Here is a 23691-nt window from a genome sequence, read left to right as displayed (position 1 = left end):
AAAATGCTATGCAAGCGTAACGACATCATCGCAGCAACGGTGCATCAGTTCCCTGTCATGGGTAATCACAAGAATTGTTTTTCCGGCTTCCGCTTCTGTACGGAACACATCTGCGACAATCCCCATATTGCCGCCATCAAGCCCGCTGGTTGGCTCATCGAAGATAAGAATACCACGATCCGACAAAATGCCGCAGGCGATGGAGAGCCGCTGTTTCTGCCCGCCGGAAAGAGCGGCTGGGTGTGTGTCCTTGTACGCATACAAGCCCAGCTTTTTCAGCAATGTTCTGGCCCGCTCCAGCCGTTCCGGAGCGTAGTCTGAATAAAGCAGCAGTTCTTCCGTGACGCTGTTTGTAAAAAATTGCGTGCCCGTATCGTTGGAGTTGTACCATACGGCTCTGCGGCGCTTTCCTGCCGCAAGGCGTTTCCCCTCGATTTGGATTTCTCCAGAGCTCTGTTTCCAAAGTCCCGTCAGCACCATGGCCAAGCTGGTCTTCCCTGCGCCATTTTTCCCATTCAAAGCAGTGATTTGTCCGCTGTACAGTGAAAAATTCAGCTCTGAAAAAATCCAGTTTTTCTTCCGCCTGCAGGACAGGCGGAGCGCCGAGAGCATAGGATTCTGCTCCGGTTTTACAGGTACAGGCGGTGTCCACTTTCCTTCGGTGATCTCCCGCAACCCATAGGTTTGGCGTTCTTCCCAGGTAAGCGCCTGCATCTGCGCCGCAGTCTTTTCCCACTGGATCGCACCATCGGAAATGTAGATATATCGGTCGGTAATCCCCTGAAGCCAAGCCAGACGATGTTCAGCAATCACGAGCGTATTGCCCTCCGTCTTCAACTTCCTCAGGATTTCCGCAAGCTGTGTAGTCCCCTCATTGTCTAAATTCGCCGTGGGCTCGTCGCAGACATAAACGCGAGGCCGCAAGGCGTAAACAGACGCAATCGCCGTCCGCTGCTTCTCCCCGCTGGACAGAACGTCCAGTGGCCGCTCCCGCAGCCGTTCCAGTCCAAGCGCAACAATGGCTTCATCGGTGCGCCGCCGTATTTCTTCCGTGGACATACCGCAGTTCTCGCAGGCAAAGGCAACCTCTCCCGCCAGTTCTGAGGAGAAAAACTGGCTTTTCGGGTCCTGAAACACGCTTCCTATTTCCTGCCCTATGCGCCAGCTTGGCATTGTGGTGAGCTCTGTTTCATCAAGCCGGAGGCTTCCGGTCAGCTTCCCCGGATAATAGGCGGGAGCAAGGCCGTTGATCAGTCTGGTCAGCGTTGTCTTTCCTCCACCGGAGGGACCGGTCAATACAACACATTCCCCGTCGCGGATGGTGAGGTCTATATTCCTTACCCCCTCCTCGCAGCCCGCATATTGAAAGGTCACATTCCCCAGACTTATCATATGCGAACACCCCCTACAGCGAGAAACACGGTGGTTGCGGCCGTCCAAACGCCAGACCAAATATAGTCGGGCGCTCCGAGTCTTTTCCCATAATAACTGCCCCGCTTGCCCGGATACTCCGCGCCCCTGGCCACGGCAGAAACCGCCAACTGGTCGGCAATCTGCAGGCATCGCAAAAGTAGGGGGACAAGCACATACTCACAGGATACCGCCGGATGGCGTACAAGCTGCGCCGGAGCCGTCAGCCCACGGTTGCGCATGGAGCGCCCCACGCTTTTTACTTCACTCCTCATGGTAGGAAAAAAACGGAATACGACTAAGAGTCCAAGGATCACAGGCGTGGGCATATGAATGCGGGAGAAAAACGCCGCGAGCTCACCGGGGGGCGTGGTAATGAGATCCCAGGCCGCAAGGAAAACCGGAGACAGGTTCCAGAGCATCAGCACATAGAATTCCGAGAAGATCGCCATATGGAATCCGTGGAAACGAATTAGATACAAGAGAACTGCCAACAGGAGATAAAACACCCCAAAAGAACGCAGAAGCCGCCAATTTCGCTGAAACCCCAGGTATGTAAAACCGAGCAGGGTCAAGGTACAGGTCAGTACAGCGTTGGAGGTCAGAGATACTCCAACAGTCACACAGAGTAGCGCCCATAATTTCGTCAGGACGGCAAGGTGGCTGCGCCGCATCAGAGTACGCCCGCCTTTTTGAAGTGCTTCTGAATCAATTTGCCGCCAATCATACTGCCGAGGAAGCCGCAGATAACCGTGAAGAGAATGATCGCCGCAAGCCATCCCGCTGAGGTGTAATAGCGGACAAAGGAATCAATGTAACTTTGCTCCATGCCGCTGGAGAGGGCGAAGGCTTCATAAGTGTCCCAGAAGAACCAGATGGGCAGAAGATTGACTCCATTGTACAGAAGGCTTGAGATCGTCCATGCAGCCGTCATTTTCCCCTTCGACTCCCAGCCGTTTTTCCAAAGGATCGCCTCGCAGATGAGGCCGACGACGATGTAATAGGGCAGCAGATACCAGTTGCCCATGATTAGGAATACGCAGCCTAGGATCGTCATGTAGATCAAGGAAACAAAACGCTTATGGATCCGGCTGACCATCAGGAAATAAACCGGTGCGCAGAGCAGCATTGTGAAGCCCACCGACAGTACCATGCTGACGAAATCATTTACCATGCAGACCATGTTGACGACCATCTGGATGACAATGAGCAGTACGGTCAGCAGCACCGTTGTGATTACATCCTTGACCGTCCATTTATTTGCCTGTTTCATTTTGAAGGCCCTCCTTTTTCTCGTTATAAAAGCAGAAATTGCATACCTTATCTCCTCCGCCGATGGTCTGGTCCCTGCCCCATCGAACACCGGGGATGTTCCCATACATTACATCATCACTTTCGCAGAAAATGGGTGCCAGCTCCGGCACACTGTATCGGCGAAACACATCGACATACAGGCAGGAGCGGCAGTCCCATTCGATTGCATACGCATCATTCCGTTTCCACTCAAATACCCATCCTTTCGGGCCAAAGCTGTGTTTCGTGGAAATAGAGCACATGATACGGAAAATTGAGAAAAAGAAAGGCAGTCTTCCCATCCCCTGAAAAATATTTGCCATGGGTTTGGCAGTTTTCAATACCGCAGCACGAATTGCCATGAGGGAGGCAGATTGGGTATATCCATATTCTTGCAGACAGCGGTGGAATGCAACGGCCGGAAGAATGGAAGTCCTGAGATGCCCGGCCAGCATTGGATCAGACAGATCGTTTTCTCCTAACAGCCTCCCATACTCTATAGCAATCGCCCTCCTCAGTTCTGGAGAAGGAAGCATCGCATACGCTGAGGCCAGTTTGCTTTTCTTCAGCAACTTTTCTATACTTTTGTCATCCATACAGTTTCCTCCATCCGCCAGCCAAATGCCTAATCCGTATTTTTTGTATGCTCTGCTGGTCGCTTTGTCCCTGCATCAGAACTGTGATTGGGTTCGTATTTCGGCTGCGGGAGATAATATGGGTATTCATAACAACTCCTCTTCAGAGGTTAGTTATCGCTAACTTTTCTGTAAAAAGTTAAGGCTCATTTGAGCCTTAACAGGCCGCTCCAGCCACAGTTAAAAAAGACTGCCAGTTCATTGACATACCCTATTGCCTGTTCCCGGCTCATGTCGTGGACGACTGTTTCAAAAACAGCCGTAAAATAGGCACTGGTAATCATGTGATGCAGATCGTGATTGACTACGCCTTCTACCTTGCCGAGCTGCCGGAGCTGCTGATAATACTTTTCCGTCTGGGAAACTTCAAGTTCCACAAGTTCATGTACATAGTTGCTGTATCGAGTCCCTTCAGAACAGCATATCACCAGTTTGAATGCATCGAAATTGTCATAAATGTAATTGATAAAATAATTCAGATAATCGGTCGACAGTTCCTGGCTCTGCGCTGTTTTTTCCTCTGTAATCAGATCATAATGCGCCCGCTGGGCCGCCTTGAACTGTTCCATCAGCGTATCTGCGGCCTCGGACACCAACGCATCAAAGAGAGCCGCCTTGTCTGGATAGTAGCCGTAAAATGCACCTTGGGTAAAACCGGCCGCCTTGACAATTCCACGAAGAGAGGCATCTTTGAAGCCTTTCGCTAAAAATTCTTCTTTTCCTACTTCAAGGATTTTGCGTTGTGTTTCTGTGTACTTAGTCATATTGAAACCAACTCTTTTCAATATATCGCCGCTATATATCATTGATATATTATCATAAAGTATGTAGTTTGTCAATGCGGCTCTGTAGATGCTTTTGGCTATGGCGGCTCGTCTTACCAAGTAAAGCCATATGTCCTTCACTTAATAAAATTGCCCTGCCTTGGCAGGACAATTTTATTTCTACAGATATTTTTATTCTTATAGCCGCCAGATGCCAGCCCGGCTCTGTTCCGCCCAGAGATTCGCATAAATGCCGCCCCGGGCCAGAAGCTGTTCATGAGTTCCCGACTCGGCCACCCAGCCGTCCTCCAGCACAATGATGTTGTCCGCGCTCATAATGGACTGAAGCCGGTGGGCAATGACGATGACCGTCTTTTCCGCTACCAGAGCGGAGATCGCCTGCTGGATCAATACCTCATTCTCAGGGTCGAGGGATGCGGTTGCCTCGTCCAGCAGGACGATGGGCGCATCCTTCAAAAGCGCCCTTGCAATCGAAATGCGTTGCTTCTCACCGCCGGAGAGTGTAGAGCCGCCCTCTCCCACGATGGTTTGGTAGCCATCGGGCAAAGCCATGATGAAGTCGTGGCAGGCCGCCGCTTTCGCCGCTTCCATGATCTCCTCCATGGTGGCATCCGGCTTTCCCATACGGATGTTGGCCTCTATTGAATCGTGAAAGAGGTAGACATCCTGAAAGACCACGCTGATCCGTCCCAGTATCTCGTCCGTTCTCATATCCCGCACATCCACGCCGCCCAGCCGCACAGCGCCCCCGGTCACATCCCAGAATCGGGCGGCCAGCCGGGTGACAGTGGACTTGCCGGAGCCGGAGGGCCCCACCAGGGCAGTAACGCTCCGGGCCGGGAACTGGAGGGGAATGTCATGGAGCACTTCTTTTTCCCCGTAGGCAAATGAGACATGCTCGAAGGTAATATCCGTCCCCTGTGGGGTCTGGCTGACCTCCGGCTCCGGCAGAGGCCTCTCCTGGAACAGCGCCTGGATGCGCTCCCCGCTGCGGCGGGTGCGGGAGAAGTCCGCAATAAAGGTAAACAGGGTCAGCACCGGCTCGTAGATAGTGAGTGTCAGGATCAAAAACGCCAGATAATAGAAGGGCTCCAACTCCCCGCGGGTCAGCAGAAACGCCCCCGTCAGCATCACGAGGCCGATACCGCAACTGAGGACAAACCGACCCAGCATACTCACCGGAGCCGCCGCCCCTGTCTCCATGTGGATGGCTGCGCTGCGCTCCCGCTCAAAGGAACGCTTCAGGCTCTGGAACTGGGCGCCCGCCATATGGAAGGCCCGCAGGGTCTGGATGCCGCTGACATATTCCAGGATTCCGGACGCCACTTCCCGCTGGGCATTTTGCAGATCCGCGCTGATTCGTCCCATCCGGCGCAGGCTCAGGAACGCGAACGGGAGCGCCAGCGGGATGACCAGAAAGACGGCCAGCGTCATCCGCCAGTCAAACGCCGCCAACAGCACAGCGGCCAGAACGAAGCGGATCAGGATGACCGCCACCTGGGGGAGCATCTGCTGGGACAGGTCTCCCACCGTCTGATAGTCCCGCAGCAGGACAGTGGACAGGTCTCCTGCGTCACGGGCGGAGTAAAAGCCCATGGAGAGCTGCCGCAGGTGTTCGCCCAGGGTGATCTGAGAGTCCTTGATGATGCCGGCATAGCCGGTGCTGGCGTCGATGTAGGTTTTCAGCCGGATAAAGAAGTAGGCGATCAACTGGGCCAGGAAACCTCCCACCAAAAGCCAGAGGGCGGTTGTCGGAAGAGCCGTCCCCGGCTGGGCCAGGGGGGCCAGCAGATAGTAGACCGCCCCCAGCATCAGGCCGTAGGGAATGGACATCACAATACTGTCAAACAGACACCAGAGCATGAGCCGCAGATATTTATACGGCTGGCCCAGGGTCATCATCTGAAACCATTCTTTGATTTTCATGCCCGTACCACTCCTTTCCCGATACTCCAGCGGTCCCGCCGCTGATTGGCCTCCACCAGCTTTTGATAGGTCGCACAGGAATCCAACAGTTTTTCGTGGGTGCCGGCGCCCACCAGCCGCCCCCGCTCCATGACCAGGAGCTGATCCGCCCGCTCCACGGTTTTCAGCCGGTGTGCAATCATCAGTACGGTCTTGTTCCGCGCCAACTTTGCAAAGGCGGCCTGGATCTTGGCCTCGTTCTCAGCGTCGGCGTAGGCGGTTGCCTCGTCCAGAATGACAATGGGCGCGTCCTTCAGAAAGACCCGGGCGATGGCAAGGCGCTGCTTCTCTCCGCCGGAGAGGTAGGCGTTGTCCCGGCCCACCACAGTCTGATAGCCTTTGGGAAGCGCCTGGATCACCTCGTGGATGCCTGCGTTCTTTGCCGCCTGTTCTACCTCCGCCATGGTGGCTGCGGTGTTGCCCATACGGATATTGTTCTCAATGGTGTCGGTGAACAGCACGGAGTCCTGAAACACATAGGCCACCAGGTCGGCCAGCCGGTCCGGTGGGATGTCCCGGATGTCCACCCCTCCGATTCGGATGCTTCCCGCCTGGGGCTCATAAAAGCGCAGAAGAAGCTGGGCGAGAGTGGACTTCCCGCCGCCGGAGGGGCCGACCAACCCTGTCACCGTTCCTTGGGGGAGACGGAAAGAGACATGATCCACCACCGGGATGCCTTTGGTATAGGCAAACTCCACATTGGAAAATTCCACATCGAAGGCAGTTGGATTTCCGGTTCCCTCCTGATCCGGCTCCGGCTGACGGAGGATGTTGTCCATGCGGCGGACGCCCTCCAGGATGCGGCTGGAGAGGATCACCATCTGCATCATGTTTTCCAGCGGCTCCTTCAATCCGCCGCCCACCAGAAAGAACAGCAGAATGACGGGCAGGAAATCCAGATAGCTGTCTGCCGTGGGGATGAGCAGCAGGGCCGCCGGAAGCAGGAACAAAAGCTGCGCCCCGAAAAAGGCATAATAGGCGCCCATGGGCCTGGCGTTGGCCCGTGCCGTCCGCTCCACCACATCGGTGAAGTGATTCAGGTCGCCCTCGTACCGGCGGAAGGCGCTGAGGGTCCGGTTGAACACCTTCACCACACTCATGCCGTGGATGTACTCTACCACGGTGCCCTGCATCCGCTCCTGGGCATCGTGAAGTTCTGCTTGAAGGGCCGCCTTGTCCGGCTGTCTGAGACAGGAGGACAGCATCCAGAGGGAGATGCAGATGGGCAGCAGCGTCACCAGCGCCAGCCTCCAATCCATGAAAAACAGGTACAGCAGGGTGAACACCGGCGTGGCTATCGCCGCAGCGATTTCGCACAGATGGTGGGCCAGGAACGCTTCAATCTGGTCGGAGTCATCGGAGACAATCTTTTTGATGGCCCCCTGGGTGGTGCCGGTAAAGTAGCCGGAGGAGATACGGGAGAGCTTTTCCATCAGCTGGAGGCGCAGTTCATAAATGATCTCATAGGCCGCCGTATGGGAAATTGCTGAGGAAGCGTAAGCGCAGACGCCATAGACCAGCGCCGCGCCGAAGGTAATGGCACAGAGGGCAAGAATTTTCCCCTGGTCTGCCTCCGCCGGAGCCGTGTAATGGGCCAGCAGCTCCACCACCACGCCGTAGATGGTGAAAAACGGCACAATCCGCGCCGCGGAGGAGAGGACAGACAAAAGGCAGGCCAGCGTCAGCTTGTTTTTCCGCGCACCGGCCAGCTCAAACAGGCGGGCATGGCCCTGTTTTTCTTTTTTCGTTTTTTCTTTCATATGGGTCGCTCCTCGATTAGCAATAACTAACTTCCGCTGAAAAAGAAAGACGCGCTCAGGCGTCCTCCTTGAAAATCAAAGAAAACAACAGTTCGTAGATCCGCTCCAGCGTGCGGTCCAGGGCGTCGGTGTGCAGGGACTCCCGGTTGACCTTAGCCATAGCCATGATTTTGATGAGATTGGCTGCTACATGGAGGTCCACATCCTGCCGCACTCCCTCCATGTGATCCAGCAGGCCGTGCAGGATTTGGGCCTCCCGCTGGTCATAGTCGGCATCATCCGGGGTCACGCATTCCGGTGAGGATGCACGGCGGAGTTTTTCCATATCCTCCACAGTTAGGTACTGGTAGATACTGTTTTGGCTGAACACAATCAGTTTCAGATACTCTTTTCCCTCGGCGGCGGTCATCTTCTCCCGGCCGTTCAGAAGGGTTTCAAAATGCTGCTTCACCCGGTCCCGTTGGTACTCCATGATGCCGGTGACAAATTCCTCCTTGGAGGAAAAGAAGTTGTAAAAGGTGCTCTTGCCCAGCCCGGCGGCTTGGGTGATCTTCTCCACCGAGGCGTGGGTCATGCCATACTGCTTGATAAGCTCGAAGCCCGCGTCCAGCATTTTGACACGCAGCTCCTCCCTATCGGTGATACTGAAAATTTTAGGTGACATTGTGCCCCTCCTTTGCGACTGTTATTTTATATTTGGTCGCAAAACAAGAATAGCAGACATGGATGCAGTTGTCAACAGAATAAAGAATTTTTTTCTGAAAATGGTCTTTATTTTATAAACCTCATGCCTGATATACATAAAAAACCGCAGCCATCTGAGACAGCCGCGGTTTTATAAATCAGCCGTTATTGTAACAACCGGTTATTCCAATTCAGGATCAGGTCTAGGATATATTGAGGATTTCCCATATTGCAGTGGGCTTGGCCGTGGATGGCTGCGCCGGGCACTGCGAACTCCAGTGTGCGAGCGCTTTTCAGCAGGTCAATTTCTTCTTTATAGAGATCAAAGCCAACCATCAGATCTTCTCTGGCGCTAATGAGCAATACATCCTGTGTAATCTGGTCGGCCACAGGCTCAATGGTAAATGCCTTAGCCCTTTGCAAATACTCGTAGACATCCGCCGTCCCGTAGGCATAGTTCGCGTGCTGGATAGACCAGCGGAAGAGTGGATTTTGCTCGGAGAGCCCTGTATAAAGGGCAAGGACCTTCTCACGCTGTTTTTCAGACAGCAACTGTTCCAGTGTTGTACGGATTTCTGCCGGCTTGTCCGCCATCAGCGCTCCATAGATGCTGGGCAGGACGCACCAGGCAACAACTCTCCGGATACGCGGTTCCATAGCAGCCGCCCGCATGGCGAGTTCGCCGCCTAGGGAGACGCCCACAATGGTGACATCCTCCGCACCGTAAAAGTCCAATACCGCGCCCACCGGCTTCTCCCACTCCGGCGTAAAAGTCAAACCGGACTTCCGCAGTGCAGCCCCCTGTCCGGGGCCCTCAAAGGCCAGAATTTCATAGCCACCCCGGGCCAGATAGAGCAGGAGGTCTGTGAATTCCTCCAGAAGCGAGTCGTTGCCGCCGTGGAACAGGATGGTCCCCCGCTTGTCTCCGGAGGGCGTGATCCGCCAGCATGGGAGTGTGCCGCTTTCATAGGGAACCTCATCCCGGTGAATGGGGCCGCCCTGGGGGCTGAAAAGGTGGGCAAAATTGGCATAGATCAGTTCCTGGGCCCGGTCATAGACATCTCGGCTCTCCGGCGTGTCCGGCACCATAAAAAACTCTGCCATACGGAGGTAACCCGCCGCCGCGGCCCAGTCCTTCCGCCGTTCTGCCTGATAGGATAACTCCTTTAACACTCGCTCCCAGGATGCAAAATCTGTGATCTCCTTTCCCCTGGCCGCCACCTCTGCCGGATCTCCGTGGTTCCACAGGACAACCCGATTGAGTTGAAAGTTATAGAGCGGACTGTTATTGAACTGATAACTGCCGCTGAGGAATTCGTTTGACATGAAAATACCCCTTTCTTGGATCAGATGGGGGCATTGTATCACAGCAGGTCCGCAGGGTACTTCTGTCTATCTGCTGTTTTGTGGTCCAGGGTATCGTAGGAGCCCGAAACAATCTCCTTTACATAGGACATGGAGAGCCCCAGCAGATTTTGACTGGTATCTGCCATGTGGGAAGGTGTGGCAAAGCCCGCGGCCATGCAGGCTTCTGTGAGGGTCATCCCCTCCTGCATCCGGTAAAAAGCCCGTTCCAGTTTCAGGTTTGCCAGATAGAGTCGCGGGGAGATCCCGGTCTCCTGGTGAAACAGATGAGTCAGACGGCTGGGTGACAGATGAACAGCTTGAGCCACCTCCTGGATAGTTACCGCCTCCAGTGCCTGAGCCCGTTTCATATAGGCGGCGGCAGCCAGCACTCGGCTGTCCTCCTCTGGCGGCACCAGTTTCTCCAGACCCAGCAGATTCCCGGTACCCTTCGCCGCCCGTACAGCCTCCTCCTCTGTGCGGACATTCTGCCATAAACCGCTGACTGCAGCCGCAGTTTCCTTTCCCAAGGAACGGCAAGACATTCCCTGCAGGAGCACGTACTTGACGAATCGGGCCATGGGGGTCAGTTCATCGATGAAAATCACAAGGAGGTCGGCGTCTGTACGGACTGTATGGACGACATTGGAGGCAATGGCAATGCCTGTGGCCTGCATGTGTTTTCCGTCTATCTCGGTGATGAAAGGCCCATCCAGCCCGATCAAAACATGGGCGGCGAAGTGCCGGTGCGGACGGGGATTTTGATAGGCGGCCCGAATATAATAGCAGTCCTGTATGCAAAAAACAAATGGAGGCATGGTGTCCCTTCTCAGCGCAATAGCCCTATAATTTCTTCGCGGGCCTGACGCCCCTCTGGAAACCACTCCACCATTGCATAGCAGTGGCACATTCCCGGGGCGATGGTCATGGTGTAGGGGACATTCGCCGCTTTGCAGGCATCGGCAAAAGACTCCGCCACTACAGAGAGAACTTCATCCCCACCATAGTAGAAGTGAACCGGCGGCAAGCCGGTAAAATCCCCCTTGGGACCAGAGAGCATATAGACAGGTACCGGCTGTCCCTTTGTCATAATCTTCCGATCCGTCTCCATAAAGGCGGCATCCACCATCACGTCGCGGCTGTTCAACGCCTGCATCTCCGCCCGCTCCTTTTGAGAACTGGGAATACTGCCGGGCGACACCGCGATAACCTGTCGGGGCATCCCCGTCGGCCTGTTCAGCGCATTGAGGTGAAGCGGAAGCCCGACAGCCAGTGCGCCGCCGGAGGAAAAGCCCACCAGCGAGATGTGCTCCGCCCCGTAGCACTCTGCCATCTCCCGGTAGCATTGAAGCACCATCTCATAGGTTTCTGTGATACAGTGGTCTGTACAGAGCGGATAGTATGGGAACCAGCAGTCGGAGCCGCTGCGGACAGCAAAATCCCGCGCTGTCTTAATATCGCCCTGGTCAGGACCGACGATCATCCCACCTCCGAACAAGTACAGGATCGCCTTTTTTGTCCTCTTTTGTCCCAATTGAATGGTAAGGCAGTGATATTGCCCCAGGATCAATCGATCACCGTAGACTGCTTTATGATCTTTTGGCATCTGGAACTGCCGTCTGCGGTTCATCCCGCGCACTTTCTCCAGCAGTTCTTCCTCCGGCAGCGCGAACAGCTTTTTCGTCCCGGCGGCCCGGAGCGCTGCAGAAGCCAGTTTGTATCGAATGCTCATATCAACTTTCTCTCCTTTTATACATTGTCCGACTGGAGCAATTCCGCCATCAATCTGTCCGTGATTGCGGGAGATGCGTGTTCTTCCCCCTCCAGTTTGATGATGCGGGCATGGGGAAGCCTTTTGACGGTCTCCACCATGGCGCCATAAGGCACCTCGGAATCAGCTGTCCCGTGTAGTAATACTACCGGACATCGCACCTCAGATAACTCAAATCCCCAAGGTGCTTCCTGTAGTTTAGCTTCCTGACCGATATTCCGGAGATCGCCGCCCATAGAGTCCCGGAAGTCTCGCCCTTGCAAGGCCGCCTCGGGAAAGAGGGGAAGATAACTGTCATATAAAGCCTGCCCCACCTCTTGCCGTGACATGCCGCGGAACGCATGATAGAGCGCCGCCTCCTGAGCCGGATATTGCGCCAGAATATTTGGGAAGCAGACCGCAGGTATGCCGCTGTTGATATAGACAGTACCGATTCGATCAGGGTAGAGGGCCGCCAGACTATACGCATAAGGTGCGCCGGCGGAGATGCCCACGATGTCAAAGCTCTGGAGACCCAGGTGATCCCAAAATTCAGTCAGCAGCCGGCCCCAGTCGGCTACGCAGTCCATATCGAAGTAGTCGGAGTCTCCATAACCAGGGCGGGCAAGAGCGATTACCCTCATGGGCAGTCCGCAAAGAGACCCCTCCATTCCCTCTGAACATATGCTTCCCACCAAGCCGTGAAGCAAGAGTACCGGCTTGCCCGTTGATGTCCCATATTCCGCATAGGACAGACTTGCATCATTGGGAAGCTGAAAAGAGCCTAAACGCATATCGTTCCTCCATTTCCCTGATTGTAAATTAGCGCTTCTATGTAGTTTGCTATGGCTAACCGAAGTATAACACGCAAACTGTGGAGCGTCAATCACATACCTTTCCTTTTTATCTGCTGTAAATCTCTGCCCGCTCAAAAACGCAATTACCCATCAAAGATAACTGCGTTTTTTGCGGAAGGGTTTCTTGGGTGCATGAGGCAACTCGAACTTACCATATTTTGAGGAAATTTGATTGACAAAGGATCTTTGCCGCATTATCATAAACATATCTTCTGATCACGAAAGGATGTACCTCTTATGGCTGCTCGTACTGTAGAAGAACGCATCGCAATCATCGATGAAAAAATCTCCAAAAAGAAAGCTGATATTAAAGTTCTGGAGGCCCAAAAGCAAAAGTTGCTCCATCCTGTTACCATGAAAACTGTAATGGAAAAAGCAAAAGCCTCCGGCCTCTCTCCAGAGGAGATCGCAGAAAAACTCGGTCTTGAAATGTGATCCGAAAATATTGAACGGCTGACGCCTTCTCCGCGTCAGCCGTTTATGTATATGTAGGTGCCAGATATGTGTCCATATTAGTGTCAAGCCGGTGGATATAAAAATCCAGCAGGGGCTTCCCCTTGCTGGATCTCTTGTTTCAGTCAATGGCTCAGTCCGCTTCGCAGACGGTGTCCCGCTCCCTCTCTTTTGATGGAAAAATAATCACAGCTACTCACAGAGCATTAAAAAGTCCTCTGCGACCATAGCTTGTACAATCTCGTGGAAACGCTGATCCCCCCATTCGTTGGAGAGAACCGGCCGGCCGAGCTTCTCTTGGACATATGCTTCTATCAAATCCATGTCACACATCCGGATGCCGGTATATGCGGAAACGATTACGCGCTCTTTTGTTGTCATAAACGGCTCTCACTCCCCGCTCAGTCACAAATCTCTAATCATTTTTGGGAACTAGTAGCCCCGGATGCTCACTTTGATATTCCAGCACCTGCTCCGTGTAGTCGGCCAGTACCAGCTTCAAATAGTCCTCGTCTGTTTCCCAGGAGTCGTTATTCAAAATGACTTCCAAAGCACCCTTTTCCGCTGCCTCCCGCTCCTCAGCGGTGCAGGATTCCAACGTCTGGCCTTCCAGCCGATCCAACAGCTCTTGTTCATAGGTCTTTCGACAGCCGATCAGAACGTCGTTTACAAAGTGCAGATCAAGCTGGACGCCCCCATACACAAAACTGAGCTGCCGGTCCGTGATCCCGGCGCTGGTCGCGGTGATCCCGTCCACATATCCGGTCTCCGAATTGTATTTGACCACATGGAGCTCTAAATTATCGGGATTGGAGCCGCCCTGCTGTTCTTCCGATTTCGCATCAATCATGGCCTGCTCAATGAGGTCGATATATACGCCGTCGTAAGTCAGGTCTGCGTTCACCACTGTAAATGGTTCGGCTGGATCCGGAGTCAGGTCCGCCACAGCCCTCCAATACACAAATGTTCCGCCAGCCACTACGATAAGCAGAAAAAGCGCCACGGCAAGCAGAAAAAGCGCCACGGCCAACAAGATTTTTTCTTTTTTCATAAAGGTCTCCTTATCCACTTGAAAATTCTAATAGATGGATTATAGCATCGCTGTGCAAAATACGTCCAATAAATTTCCTTCATAAAAGATTCCATTTATGCCATGGGTTCACACCGCCTCTTGACAGGTGTCCGGGAGCCTCTTACATGCACGAGATGCAAGAAAAAATTGCGGTGGACACGTTGAGCAGGAAGAAATCTTGATTTTCTGCCGGTCTTTCTATATAATCGCATCGGTGATTGTCATGTACAGGATGAGCCTGAAATGCTGCCCGAAGTGCAAGAAGGTTTTTATTGCGGAGCCTTATCAGAAGATCTGTGGGGAGTGCAAGGAGCAAAGACGAATAAAGCAATATCTCAGGACGCATAAGCAGCTGGCTCCATTTGAAGATTATACAAAGCCGCTGCTCAAAATCCAATGTATCATCTGCGAAACAGAAACGCCGCTCCGTAAGTCGCGCTGCAGGTTGTACTGCAGGAAATGCGGAGCGCTCATCTATGATCCCGCTATCGATAAGGTTCCGGTTTAGATGTTTCCAGTTTTGTTTTCAGGATGCCAGGGTGAAAGATTGATGGGAGGAGTGCAGGTGTCTGATGGACGGGTTTTTCTCAGAGCAGCCGTGCTACCGTATTGAAATATTGGAATGGATCAATGAAGAGGATATTACCGACGAATGGCGTTATATCTGGAAGCATGACCCGCCTGAGCCGGTCTATGAAGTTATGATGGGCGGCTTTGTTGAGTCCCTAAATCTCGCCTTTGTGTACGAATCAATATATACCAGATCCGAGTATGAACAGATCCGGCAAAGCGGTTTCGATTACCAACCGCTGTTGTGGAGAACCCATATTCTCACGGACTGCCCAGACGATGATGCTAACTATGAAAAGGACGAGAACGCGGGAACTGGAGTTGCGGCCAAGCGGCTATCTAAATTTACGCTTTTTCCACGGTTGTGGAGGTAGCAGTCGGGGCGCTCATGCAGACGGAACCATAACCCAACTCCTGCCAGAGATAGGTACAAAATGAGCCCGAATAAACTGTTGTCCGGGTAAATTGGTTATGAAAAAAGCAGGCATGGAAGATCTCCCCCGTAGTATTTTCCGTGCCTGCCTTTATCATTTATATTTACATTCACATCTGACTCGCCATTTTCAAATATATAGGCTAAGAATCGGTTTCCCGGTCAATAGTAGCGTGTCCCGGGGCTGCCAGCAGAGCGGCAAGTCATCATCAATCAGCAGGATCTGTTTTCGCATGAAACTGCCTCCCATCCCCGGTTGGATCTGTATTTGGGTGGGCCTTCTGGTACAATTCGGCCAACTTCTGAAAACTTTCTGGGCTGATCACATGCTCCATGCGGCAGGCGTCCTGTTCCGCTGTTTTGGGATCGACACCTGCCTCTACCAGTAGGCGTGTGAAGAAGCAGTGCTTCTCATAGGTCTGCTCGGCTACCTCCCGGCCCACATCGGTCAGGCGGAGAAAGAAGTCTCCGTCCATGGTGAGAAATCCGCCCTCTTTCAAGGTAGATACCGCGTGACACACGCTTGGTTTAGATACCCCCATGTGCCGGGCCACATCCACAGAGCGCACCATGCCTTTTTCCTTTTGGAGTACCAGCACGGCCTCCAGATAATCCTCGCCCGACGCATGGAGTTTCATTTTACCGCCTACTTCCTATTCCATATCGTTCAGGAAAAATTCCGGCAGATGTTCTCTACCCTCCGGCTTACAGAGGGAGTAACTTTCCTGAATCTCGCCGTGCTCCATGTGGATAACAAAGTTACAGCACCGCAAAATAAATTCCGGGTCGTGCGTCACCACAACTACTGTTCTCCCATGCTCCGCAACTCTGTTCACCACCTCCGCCACCTGCCTCATATGAAACAGGTCCAGCCCGCTGGTTGGCTCATCAAATACGATCAGCGGCCGTTCCGATGCAATCGCGGAGGCGACGGCCACCCGCTGCTTTTGTCCCCCGGACAGCCCCATGGGATGGCGCTCCCGATATGGGAGCAGGTCCATCTCAGCCAGTACGGCCTCCGCCTTTGCCTGATCTTCTGTACTCATACTCAGGAATAGTTCATCCAGCACGCTTTCTGTGAAAAGCTGGTGGTTTACATCCTGCATCACCATATAACAGAGCTTCAGCCGTTCTCTTCTGGAATAGATCTTATCCTGATTCCGCACAATGCCGCCACACCGCTTTTCCAGCCCGCACAGGCAGCGGGACAGGGTGGATTTTCCCGCTCCGTTATGCCCAATGATTGCGGTTGCACCGCCAAAGGGGAATACAGCCTCGTCAATGTGCAGGGTTTCCGGCTGATGCTTGTATGCAAAGAAAAACTGACGGATGTTCCATTCGGAGTCCCCGCCCCTGTCACAAGGCGCCGCTATGTTCCTTAAAGAGTTTAACTCCAGCGGCCGCAGCCCCATCTGATCCCGCTGCTCTGCGGGCAGGCTTTGGAATTCCTCGGCGGTGTAGTCGCCCCGGATCTCTCCATTTTTCATATAGAGGACACGGTCGGCCAGGTCGCGTAAATAATAGAGCCGGTGTTCTGATATGACAATGGTTTTCCCCTGGGCCTTTAAGAGCATGAGCAGTTTTCGGAAATCCGCAATCGCGTAAGTGTCCAGATTGGAGGACGGTTCATCCAGGACATAAATATCCGGCTCGATTGCTGCCGCTGACCCGCAGGCGATTTTCTGCTTCTCCCCGCCGGAGAGGGAGAAGATGCTTCGCTCAAGCAGAGATTCCAACTTCAGCTGCTCCGCCACCCGGCGGACCCGCTCGCGGACGGCCTTCTCGGGCAATCCGTGATTTTCCGGGCCAAAGGCCAGTTCGCTGGTCGTGTCCACATTGAAAAACTGGGAGCGTGGATTTTGGAATACAGAGCCTACTTTTTGAGAAATCTCAAAGAGCGACAGTTCGCGGGTATCTTTCCCATCCAGATAGACCGAGCCTGTAAAAGTCCCCTCGTGGTAATGGGGGATCAGGCCGTTCAGCAGACGGGTCAAGGTTGTCTTGCCGCAGCCGGAGGCCCCGCAGAGAAGAACAAAGGAGCCGTCCTCAATCGTACAGGTGATATGCTTCAGTGCCCCTTCCGTCAGGCATTTCCCATCCACAGGGCCGCTTGCCGGATAGGAAAACGACACATCTCTGCACTCAATCATGGCATTCACCCCCTTGCAGCCCACACATAGACTTGCGCGGCAAATGCCCCAAGGCAGATCAGGAGCAACACAATATCCTGTGCGCGAAACCCGATTTTACAGATGTTGGTCCGCTTGACCGGTCCGCCCAGGCCGCGGGTCAGTGCCGCCGCACTCAACTCTTCTCCAATCTTGACGGAGCAGATCATCATGGGAACCATGCGGTATTCCAGAATAGAGCCGGCCTTTCCACCGCCAAAGCGGACGCCGCGCATCCGCATGGCGTCCCCAATGGCGCTCCATTCTTCCGCCACCGTCGGGAAAAAGCGGAAGATGACCGACATGGGGATCGTGATCTGCTGCGGCAGGTGAAGCCGCTCCATGGCGGCCACGAATTCGCTGACGGTTGTGGTCGTGACTACGAAGTACCCCATGACAATTCCCGGCGTAAACCGGAGGAACAGCCCCACAATGGCAACCGCGATAAAATTTGCAACCCCGGTCAGATAGGATAGTCCAAACAGTTCCAAGCAGAGGCTTCCCCCAAAAATCAGGAGATAGAGAACAGCGCCTTTCCATTTTCCTGCCAAGAGCAGAAGCAGCAGGGGGATCGCCGCCAGCACAATGATGTAATACTGCATGACGCCTTCATACGAGCCGCCCAAAATGAAAACGGCTATGGTGGTCAGCACCGCCAATTTTGTGCGGGGATCTAAAACAATCCCACTGTGGTTTTTCTGACTGGCAAGAAGCTCGCGGCTCATTATACAATTCCCGCCCGTTCAAAGTGCTTTTTGAAAATTTTGCGTCCAATCAGGCCGCCCACCAGCCCGCTGACAAAGGCCGCCACCAGAAGCATCGGCAAAATCCAGTCCGGCATATAGGCCATGAGCGTGTCTGCATATTCCTGTCCATAGCCGGGAAGGAGATTTTGATAGTAAGCGTCCCGTGTCACAACAATAGGGATGAACGCGCCGATCACCCACATGGAGAAAACGCCGTGGATCAAGACTTCGCGCTTGGCGTTTTTGTAGCCGCAGCCCTTCATCATGAAATCAGAGATCAATCCAAAAATCAGGCCGGTTGGGATGCACCAGTAGCCCATTCCGGTAAGCAGCATAATAATACCGAGCAGCAGGCCGCAGATAGTCAGCATGCCAAACTTTTTAATTTTGGAGAAAAACAGCATCATGGGGATGCCGCCGACCAGCGGAACGATCACACTGATGAGCGGGATGAAAATAGGGATAAAGCCAATAGATGCCGCGGCAAAGATCACGATAAAGTAGATCGCCGTAAAAATACCGATGTTGATTAAGTCTTTCCCTTGAAGCCTGTTCATTGAGAATCCTCCTACACATGATTGATTTTCGGATTAGACAACGCTAACCGTCGTAATAGTAGCACAGATCAAATCACGCTTCTATGCACATACCGACAGTTTAGGCCCGAATAGCAAGGAGTTTTCTCTTTCCCGTTGTTTGATGATTGACCCCTAAAAGGGGACGGCCTATAATAAACTCAATCATTTTGCCGCGAAAGGGGGAAAATTTGTTGCGCGACATGATGGAAAGCATCCTGAAAAACAGTGATACCGTTTTGGGCGTAGAGTGGAAAAGCGGCCCAAATAGCAGCGAACTTCTTTTGGAGCAGGAGGACGGCCGCGGGAGGATGGTCTTCCACCCGCTCTTTCCGGGGGTAACCCTGGCGTTTATTCAGGTAAGCGCCTCAAATTGGCCGGAGTCCGAGGCAAATGCCGAGCTGCGGCCCCTGCTGATCAATTACTGCGTTGCAGGAAGAAGTGAGCTTCTTCTGGATGACGGAGCCTACATATACCTGAAGGAAAATGATTTTGCCGTCAGTGAGCAGACTGCCCAGGACGGCTATATTTTCCCAACCAGGCTCTATCAGGGCATTAAAATCTATTTTGATATAGAGCAGCTCTCTCAGAACGCCCAGGAACTGATGTCCGCCTTTGAGCTGGATTTTACTCTGCTGCGTGAGAACTATTGCCGCAGGCAAAAGACCTATATCAACGAGGCGGACAGCACACTTACCGCTATTTTCCGCAAACTCTGGGCACTGTCGGAGCAGCCGTCTCTCTTTTATCTGCGCATCTATACGCTGGAACTGATTTACGAACTACTCCATACAGAGCCGCGCCCTTCAAAAACCTGCGGCTTTTATACGGAACTTCAGGTGGGGATCGCCAAAAAAGCAGAACAAATCCTCACCGCAGATCTCCGGAAACATATCCCCGTGCGTCTGCTGGCGGAAAAATTCTCCGTTGGGGAAACCAGTTTGAAAAACTACTTCCGTGGGGTGTACGGCCAGAACATCTCCACCTATCTGCGGGAGGTCCGTATGAAAGCCGCCGCTGAATTTTTAGCGAACACCAGCCGCCCCATTGCAGAAATCGCGGAGCAGGTTGGCTATTCCAATCAGGGAAAGTTTGCAGCGGTATTCAAGAAGCAATTCGGCATGTCCCCGTTGGAGTACCGGCGCGCACAGAAGCTGGCCACACTTTAGGCGCCGCTTCCCATAAAATAAGCACAGACCCTTGAAAGGCCGCCCGCATCCATAGGGTATTGGCCAGCAATGTTTCCCTGGGCGAAATGGATGATGTCCGTGCAGCAGTCCAGCAGCAGTTCCAGATCGTGTGTGATCACATAAACAGTGACACCTTCCGTGCTGAGCTGCCGCAAAACAGCGGCGACCTCTTTCATGTGCCGGTAATCAAGGCCGCTGGTGGGTTCGTCAAAGAAGAGAATAGACCGCTTTGATGCAATGGCAGATGCGATGGCCACCCTCTGTTTCTGCCCGCCGGAAAGCGACATAGGGTGCCTGTCTCTGAACAGGAGGAGATCCAGCCGGGTCAGGATTTCCTCTGCCTGTTTTGTATCCGGCTCCTCCATGCTGATCAACACTTCGTCCAGGACTGTTTCTGTAAAGAGCTGATGGTTTACCTCCTGCATGACCATATAGCAGGTGTTCAGCCGATCTTTCGAACGGTATCGCCTGCCGTTCCAGATTACCTCGCCGCATCGCTTCTCCAGCCCACAGAAGCACCGTGAAAAGGTGGACTTGCCAGCCCCGTTATTGCCAATGATGCCTACAATGCGGCCGGCCGGAATAGTACAATCCTGTATGTGCAGGATTGACGATCCGTGGGGATACGCAAAGCGGAACTGCTTCAGCTCCAGTTCCGTCCCTGTGCATTGCGGTGTTTGCGGCGGTTGTAATTGTTCCAGGGCGAAAGTGCGCAGCCCAATTTCCGTCCGGGCTTGCTCCGACAGGCCATTAAATTCCTCCGCAGTATATTCCCGTGTGATTTTGCCGCCCTTCATATAAATAAAACGATCCGCCAGACCACGGAGATAATAGAGCCTGTGTTCCGATACGATGATGGTTTTCCCTTGGCTTTTCCAGAAAGCCAGGGTTTTCCGCAGGTCGGAAATGGATGCCGCATCCAGATTGGAGGATGGCTCATCCAGTACCAGTACCTCCGGCTCCATGATCGACACGCCGGCGCAGGCAACTTTTTGTTTCTCTCCTCCGGAGAGGTGGAAGATATTCCGGTCCATCAGCTTTTCCAATCGGAAATCACAGACCGTCCTCTCCAGCCGCGCCCGGATTGTTTCTGCAGGCTGGCCCAGATTTTCACAGCCAAAGGTGATCTCGCTGGTTGTATCTACATTAAAAAACTGGGAACGCGGGTTTTGGAACACGCTGCCCACGATTTTCGCCGTATCATAGAGCGGTTGTTTTGACACTTCAGCCCCGTTGACCCACACGCCGCCGCTCATCTTCCCTTCGTAATAATGGGGGATCAGGCCGTTGATCAGGCGTGTGATCGTGGTTTTTCCGCAGCCGCTCTCGCCGCAGAGCACAGCAAACTCACCGCGCTTGATCTGAAGCTCAATGTCCCGAACACCACCGGTATGCTCCGTTTCTTCTCCATAAGAGAAGGTCACATGGTCAATCTGAATCATCCTCTGACACCTCCCCAAAAAGCGATCTGCGGCTGGAGCAGAAACAGAGCGAAGCAGGCGACGCAGAACAGCGCTGCCATAAGATCCTGTGCATGAAACCCAATCCGGCACAAATTGGTACGCCTTCCCGGAGCTCCAAGGCCCCGCGTTAAGGCGGCAGCGGAAAGTTCATCCCCGATTTTGACCACGGATACAATAAGCGGTACCAGCCGGTACTCGACCATCAGGAACGGGTTCTTTCCTCCGAAGCGTATCCCGCGCATCTTCATAGCGTCCCGGATGGCCTGATACTCCTCGCTGACGGTAGGAAAGAAGCGGAAAATCACCGACAGCGGGATCACGATCTTCTCCGTCAGGTGCATCCGCTCCATGGCGCCAATGAATTCGCTCACCGATGTGGACGCAATCAGATAGGCACCCATCATGATACCGGGTGCAAAGCGGGTCATGATGGATGTGACCGCCAGCAGGACAAAGGAGAAAAGCCCGCTCGCCCAGATCAGGGCCACACGCTCCAGCGCAAAACAGGCCGCATACAAAATCAGGTACTTTGCCGCCGTCTGAAAGCGTCGCTCGGAGAGGATCAGGATAAATGGGACGAGGCTCAAAAGTGGCTTTATCAAATTCATGATCCCCTCGTTGCTGGTACTGAACATCAGGGTGGTGATGGTCAGCAGAAGAAGCAGCTTGGTGCGCGGGTCCAGTTGGATGCTTTTCTTGCTTGCTGTTACTGTGGGGTATGATGCGCTGCTCATTACGCAATGCCCGCCTTGGCAAAGTGCTTTTTCAAGAGAGCCTTGCCCAGCAGTCCACCGAAAATGGCGAACACAAAGATTCCTGCAATTACCAGGATTATACTCCACATCGGCATGACAGCCATTACCTGATCCGCATATTCCGCTCCGAAGCTGGCCGCAAAACTCGCCCAGGAGTCTTCCACCATAAAATACATGGGGATATAGGTACCCACCATCCAGAGGCTGAACACCGCATACCCCAGCAGGCTCTTCTTGGCGCTCTTATAGCCGCCGGATTTCAAAATCAAATCACCCAGCAGTCCAAAAACAGCCCCCAGGGGGACGCCCCAGAAGCCCATGCCGGTCAACCCCATCAGCAGGCCGCTCAAAATGCCCATAATGGTGACCATCCCGAACTTTTTCACCCTTGTCAGGAACAGCATGAATGGGATGCCGGTGATCAGCGCCCATAGCGCCCCCAGGACGGGAAGGAAAATTGGCACAAACCCGATGGGGATTGCGACACAGCAGCCGATGACAAAATACAGGACCGTAAACAGTCCAAGGCTGATCAAGTCTTTTGCCTGAAGTTTGTTACTCATAAGTACACCTCCGCACTTTTTGGTTAGCGTATTCTAACCTCGTTATAGAATACCACACCCAGATTGGTGTTTCTACAACCGAACAACTTTTTAGCTCCAATCAACATCGAGTTTTTAGGTTGACGAATGAGAAATTTCAAGCCTATAATGGATAAAAAGCATTCCGTTTCTTGAGTATCCAAGAGGAAAGTGTGTACCTATGAACATTGATGAAATCATCCGAAAATGCGTTGAAGTTCCCGGAATATCTATCGAACGGGGAGAATACAGCGCGGGACTTTTTCTAAATGGGAAGGATGGAAAAGGCTCTGTGACATTTTTCCCGCTTTTCTCGGGATTGACGCTGGCCTATATCTCAGTAAACGCTCCGCTCTGGACAGCACCGGATCTGTGCGGAGAGGGCTCCGAGGAAAAAGGGCCGCTGCTTCTGAACTACTGCGTTACTGGGCGCTGTGAGATCATTCTGAACAACGGAAATTTTGTGTATGTGACGGATGGGGATCTATCCCTGACAGAGCATTTTGCTCAAAGGCAGTATGTCTATCCACGCCGCATCTACGAGGGGCTGGAGTTCTTTATAGAGCTTGATACGCTTGCAGCGCAGAGCGCATGGCTTCTGGAGGAATTCGGACTTGACTTTCACTGCGTTGTGGAGCGGTACTGCCGGAATGGAAGCACCTACATCTCCAAGGCTGTCCCCGACGCGGAAGAATTGTTGAAAAAACTATGGTCACTGTATCATGAGCCTATGCCCTTTGCTGTAATGCAGATGAAGATCTATTCCCTGGCGCTGTTTTCGCTGTTGATGGCGCAGAAGGAAATCCCTCCGTCCCAAGTCTGCGCCTATTTTACAGAAACGCAGGTGAGCATTGCAAAACAGGTGGAACAGATCATCACAGCCGACCTGCGGCAGTATCATCCGGCATGGGAACTGGCCGCGAGGTTTTCTATCAGCGAAACCAGTATGAAGAATTATTTTCGCGGCGTCTTCGGGCAAAACATATCGGCGTATCTCCGGGAGGTCAGAATGAGAAAATCCGCGGAATTGTTGACGGGCAGCCGACTTTCGGTATCTGAGGTGGCGGAACGGGTCGGATACATCAACCAGAGCAAATTTGCATCCGTTTTCAAAAAGCAATTCGGCATGTCCCCGCTGGAGTACCGGCGCATGAAACATTTAGAGCGTCTCCGCCTTGATACGCCTTAGCCGCTGTTCAGAG

24 protein-coding genes are annotated in these 23691 nt (G+C 53.2%); 4 read left to right on the top strand and 20 right to left on the bottom strand.

The annotated features are described in order from the left end of the window. Positions 1–6 precede the first annotated feature (6 nt). The 12 genes from NE584_RS02265 to NE584_RS02210 all read right to left on the bottom strand — a co-directional run bounded on the left by NE584_RS02265 (position 7) and on the right by NE584_RS02210 (position 12420). Positions 7–1392, bottom strand: a complete 1386-nt coding sequence (locus NE584_RS02265; protein WP_055181036.1) for an ABC transporter ATP-binding protein — start codon at positions 1390–1392, stop codon at positions 7–9. Then, a complete protein-coding gene (locus NE584_RS02260) occupies positions 1389–2084 on the bottom strand; it encodes an energy-coupling factor transporter transmembrane protein EcfT (RefSeq protein ID WP_055181035.1) in 696 nt (231 codons plus the stop codon). The genes NE584_RS02265 and NE584_RS02260 overlap by 4 nt, the downstream gene beginning before the upstream one ends. Then, on the bottom strand, positions 2084–2683 hold the full coding sequence (locus NE584_RS02255; protein ID WP_050624316.1) for an MptD family putative ECF transporter S component: 600 nt from the start codon (positions 2681–2683) through the stop codon (positions 2084–2086). The genes NE584_RS02260 and NE584_RS02255 overlap by 1 nt, the downstream gene beginning before the upstream one ends. Then, a complete protein-coding gene (locus tag NE584_RS02250; RefSeq protein ID WP_050624315.1) occupies positions 2667–3299 on the bottom strand; it encodes an L-2-amino-thiazoline-4-carboxylic acid hydrolase in 633 nt (210 codons plus the stop codon). The genes NE584_RS02255 and NE584_RS02250 overlap by 17 nt, the downstream gene beginning before the upstream one ends. A gap of 185 nt (positions 3300–3484) precedes the next feature. Continuing rightward, positions 3485–4102, bottom strand: coding sequence for a TetR/AcrR family transcriptional regulator (locus NE584_RS02245; RefSeq protein ID WP_055181033.1), 618 nt, complete (start codon positions 4100–4102; stop codon positions 3485–3487). 198 nt (positions 4103–4300) lie between these two features. After that, positions 4301–6049, bottom strand: a complete 1749-nt coding sequence (locus tag NE584_RS02240) for an ABC transporter ATP-binding protein (protein WP_256181634.1) — start codon at positions 6047–6049, stop codon at positions 4301–4303. Beyond that, complete coding sequence (locus NE584_RS02235; RefSeq protein ID WP_055181031.1) at positions 6046–7848, bottom strand: ABC transporter ATP-binding protein; 1803 nt, start codon at positions 7846–7848, stop codon at positions 6046–6048. Before NE584_RS02235 ends, NE584_RS02240 begins: the two co-directional genes overlap by 4 nt. A 55-nt stretch (positions 7849–7903) precedes the next feature. Continuing rightward, positions 7904–8512: a TetR/AcrR family transcriptional regulator gene (locus NE584_RS02230; RefSeq protein ID WP_055181029.1), complete on the bottom strand. Its 609-nt coding sequence runs from the start codon at positions 8510–8512 to the stop codon at positions 7904–7906. Between the two features lie 185 nt (positions 8513–8697). Further along, positions 8698–9858: an alpha/beta fold hydrolase gene (locus NE584_RS02225; protein WP_256181632.1), complete on the bottom strand. Its 1161-nt coding sequence runs from the start codon at positions 9856–9858 to the stop codon at positions 8698–8700. 38 nt (positions 9859–9896) lie between these two features. Next, on the bottom strand, positions 9897–10694 hold the full coding sequence (locus NE584_RS02220) for a helix-turn-helix transcriptional regulator (RefSeq protein ID WP_050624311.1): 798 nt from the start codon (positions 10692–10694) through the stop codon (positions 9897–9899). 11 nt (positions 10695–10705) lie between these two features. Then, entirely contained in the window at positions 10706–11608 is a 903-nt protein-coding gene (locus tag NE584_RS02215) for an alpha/beta hydrolase (RefSeq protein ID WP_050624310.1), read from the bottom strand. A gap of 17 nt (positions 11609–11625) precedes the next feature. Continuing rightward, positions 11626–12420 carry an alpha/beta fold hydrolase gene (locus NE584_RS02210; RefSeq protein ID WP_055181026.1) on the bottom strand — a complete coding sequence of 265 codons (795 nt, stop codon included), beginning with the start codon at positions 12418–12420 and terminating at the stop codon, positions 11626–11628. A gap of 300 nt (positions 12421–12720) precedes the next feature. Here NE584_RS02210 and NE584_RS02205 point away from each other — a divergent pair, with 300 nt between their 5' ends. After that, a complete protein-coding gene (locus tag NE584_RS02205; protein WP_050624308.1) occupies positions 12721–12918 on the top strand; it encodes a hypothetical protein in 198 nt (65 codons plus the stop codon). Positions 12919–13351: 433 nt separating this feature from the next. Here NE584_RS02205 and NE584_RS02200 read toward each other — a convergent pair whose 3' ends face one another. Next, positions 13352–13987, bottom strand: a complete 636-nt coding sequence (locus NE584_RS02200) for a hypothetical protein (protein WP_050624306.1) — start codon at positions 13985–13987, stop codon at positions 13352–13354. A gap of 593 nt (positions 13988–14580) precedes the next feature. Here NE584_RS02200 and NE584_RS02195 point away from each other — a divergent pair. Beyond that, on the top strand, positions 14581–14952 hold the full coding sequence (locus NE584_RS02195) for a hypothetical protein (protein ID WP_050624304.1): 372 nt from the start codon (positions 14581–14583) through the stop codon (positions 14950–14952). 268 nt (positions 14953–15220) lie between these two features. Here the strand turns inward: NE584_RS02195 and NE584_RS02190 are convergent, their stop codons facing one another. Genes NE584_RS02190 through NE584_RS02175 form a run of 4 tightly spaced genes read right to left on the bottom strand, consistent with a single transcriptional unit; the run spans position 15221 to position 18482 of the window. Continuing rightward, a complete protein-coding gene (locus NE584_RS02190) occupies positions 15221–15649 on the bottom strand; it encodes a metal-dependent transcriptional regulator (RefSeq protein WP_055181023.1) in 429 nt (142 codons plus the stop codon). Between the two features lie 15 nt (positions 15650–15664). Next, on the bottom strand, positions 15665–17161 hold the full coding sequence (locus NE584_RS02185) for an ABC transporter ATP-binding protein (protein ID WP_055181021.1): 1497 nt from the start codon (positions 17159–17161) through the stop codon (positions 15665–15667). Between the two features lie 5 nt (positions 17162–17166). Next, entirely contained in the window at positions 17167–17904 is a 738-nt protein-coding gene (locus tag NE584_RS02180) for an energy-coupling factor transporter transmembrane component T (protein ID WP_055181018.1), read from the bottom strand. Further along, complete coding sequence (locus NE584_RS02175) at positions 17904–18482, bottom strand: MptD family putative ECF transporter S component (RefSeq protein ID WP_055181016.1); 579 nt, start codon at positions 18480–18482, stop codon at positions 17904–17906. Before NE584_RS02175 ends, NE584_RS02180 begins: the two co-directional genes overlap by 1 nt. A 221-nt stretch (positions 18483–18703) precedes the next feature. Here NE584_RS02175 and NE584_RS02170 point away from each other — a divergent pair, with 221 nt between their 5' ends. Beyond that, positions 18704–19669, top strand: a complete 966-nt coding sequence (locus NE584_RS02170; RefSeq protein WP_021632088.1) for an AraC family transcriptional regulator — start codon at positions 18704–18706, stop codon at positions 19667–19669. On the opposite strand, the gene NE584_RS02165 is transcribed toward NE584_RS02170, so the two are convergent. Genes NE584_RS02165 through NE584_RS02155 form a run of 3 tightly spaced genes read right to left on the bottom strand, consistent with a single transcriptional unit; the run spans position 19666 to position 22471 of the window. After that, positions 19666–21132 carry an ABC transporter ATP-binding protein gene (locus NE584_RS02165; protein ID WP_009259391.1) on the bottom strand — a complete coding sequence of 489 codons (1467 nt, stop codon included), beginning with the start codon at positions 21130–21132 and terminating at the stop codon, positions 19666–19668. The two genes, NE584_RS02170 and NE584_RS02165, sit on opposite strands and share 4 nt — an antisense overlap. Continuing rightward, positions 21129–21887, bottom strand: a complete 759-nt coding sequence (locus tag NE584_RS02160; protein ID WP_256181627.1) for an energy-coupling factor transporter transmembrane protein EcfT — start codon at positions 21885–21887, stop codon at positions 21129–21131. Before NE584_RS02160 ends, NE584_RS02165 begins: the two co-directional genes overlap by 4 nt. Beyond that, positions 21887–22471 carry an MptD family putative ECF transporter S component gene (locus NE584_RS02155; RefSeq protein ID WP_055181011.1) on the bottom strand — a complete coding sequence of 195 codons (585 nt, stop codon included), beginning with the start codon at positions 22469–22471 and terminating at the stop codon, positions 21887–21889. Before NE584_RS02155 ends, NE584_RS02160 begins: the two co-directional genes overlap by 1 nt. 199 nt (positions 22472–22670) lie before the next feature. Between NE584_RS02155 and NE584_RS02150 the strand changes: the two genes are divergently transcribed. Beyond that, on the top strand, positions 22671–23678 hold the full coding sequence (locus NE584_RS02150) for a helix-turn-helix domain-containing protein (RefSeq protein WP_101693844.1): 1008 nt from the start codon (positions 22671–22673) through the stop codon (positions 23676–23678). Positions 23679–23691 lie beyond the last annotated feature (13 nt).

Source organism: Clostridium sp. DFI.5.61, from assembly GCF_024462915.1.
Classification (GTDB): domain Bacteria; phylum Bacillota; class Clostridia; order Oscillospirales; family Oscillospiraceae; genus Lawsonibacter; species Lawsonibacter asaccharolyticus.
Note: the sequence above shows the minus strand (reverse complement) of the source record. Positions and strands in the feature narration are given on the sequence as shown.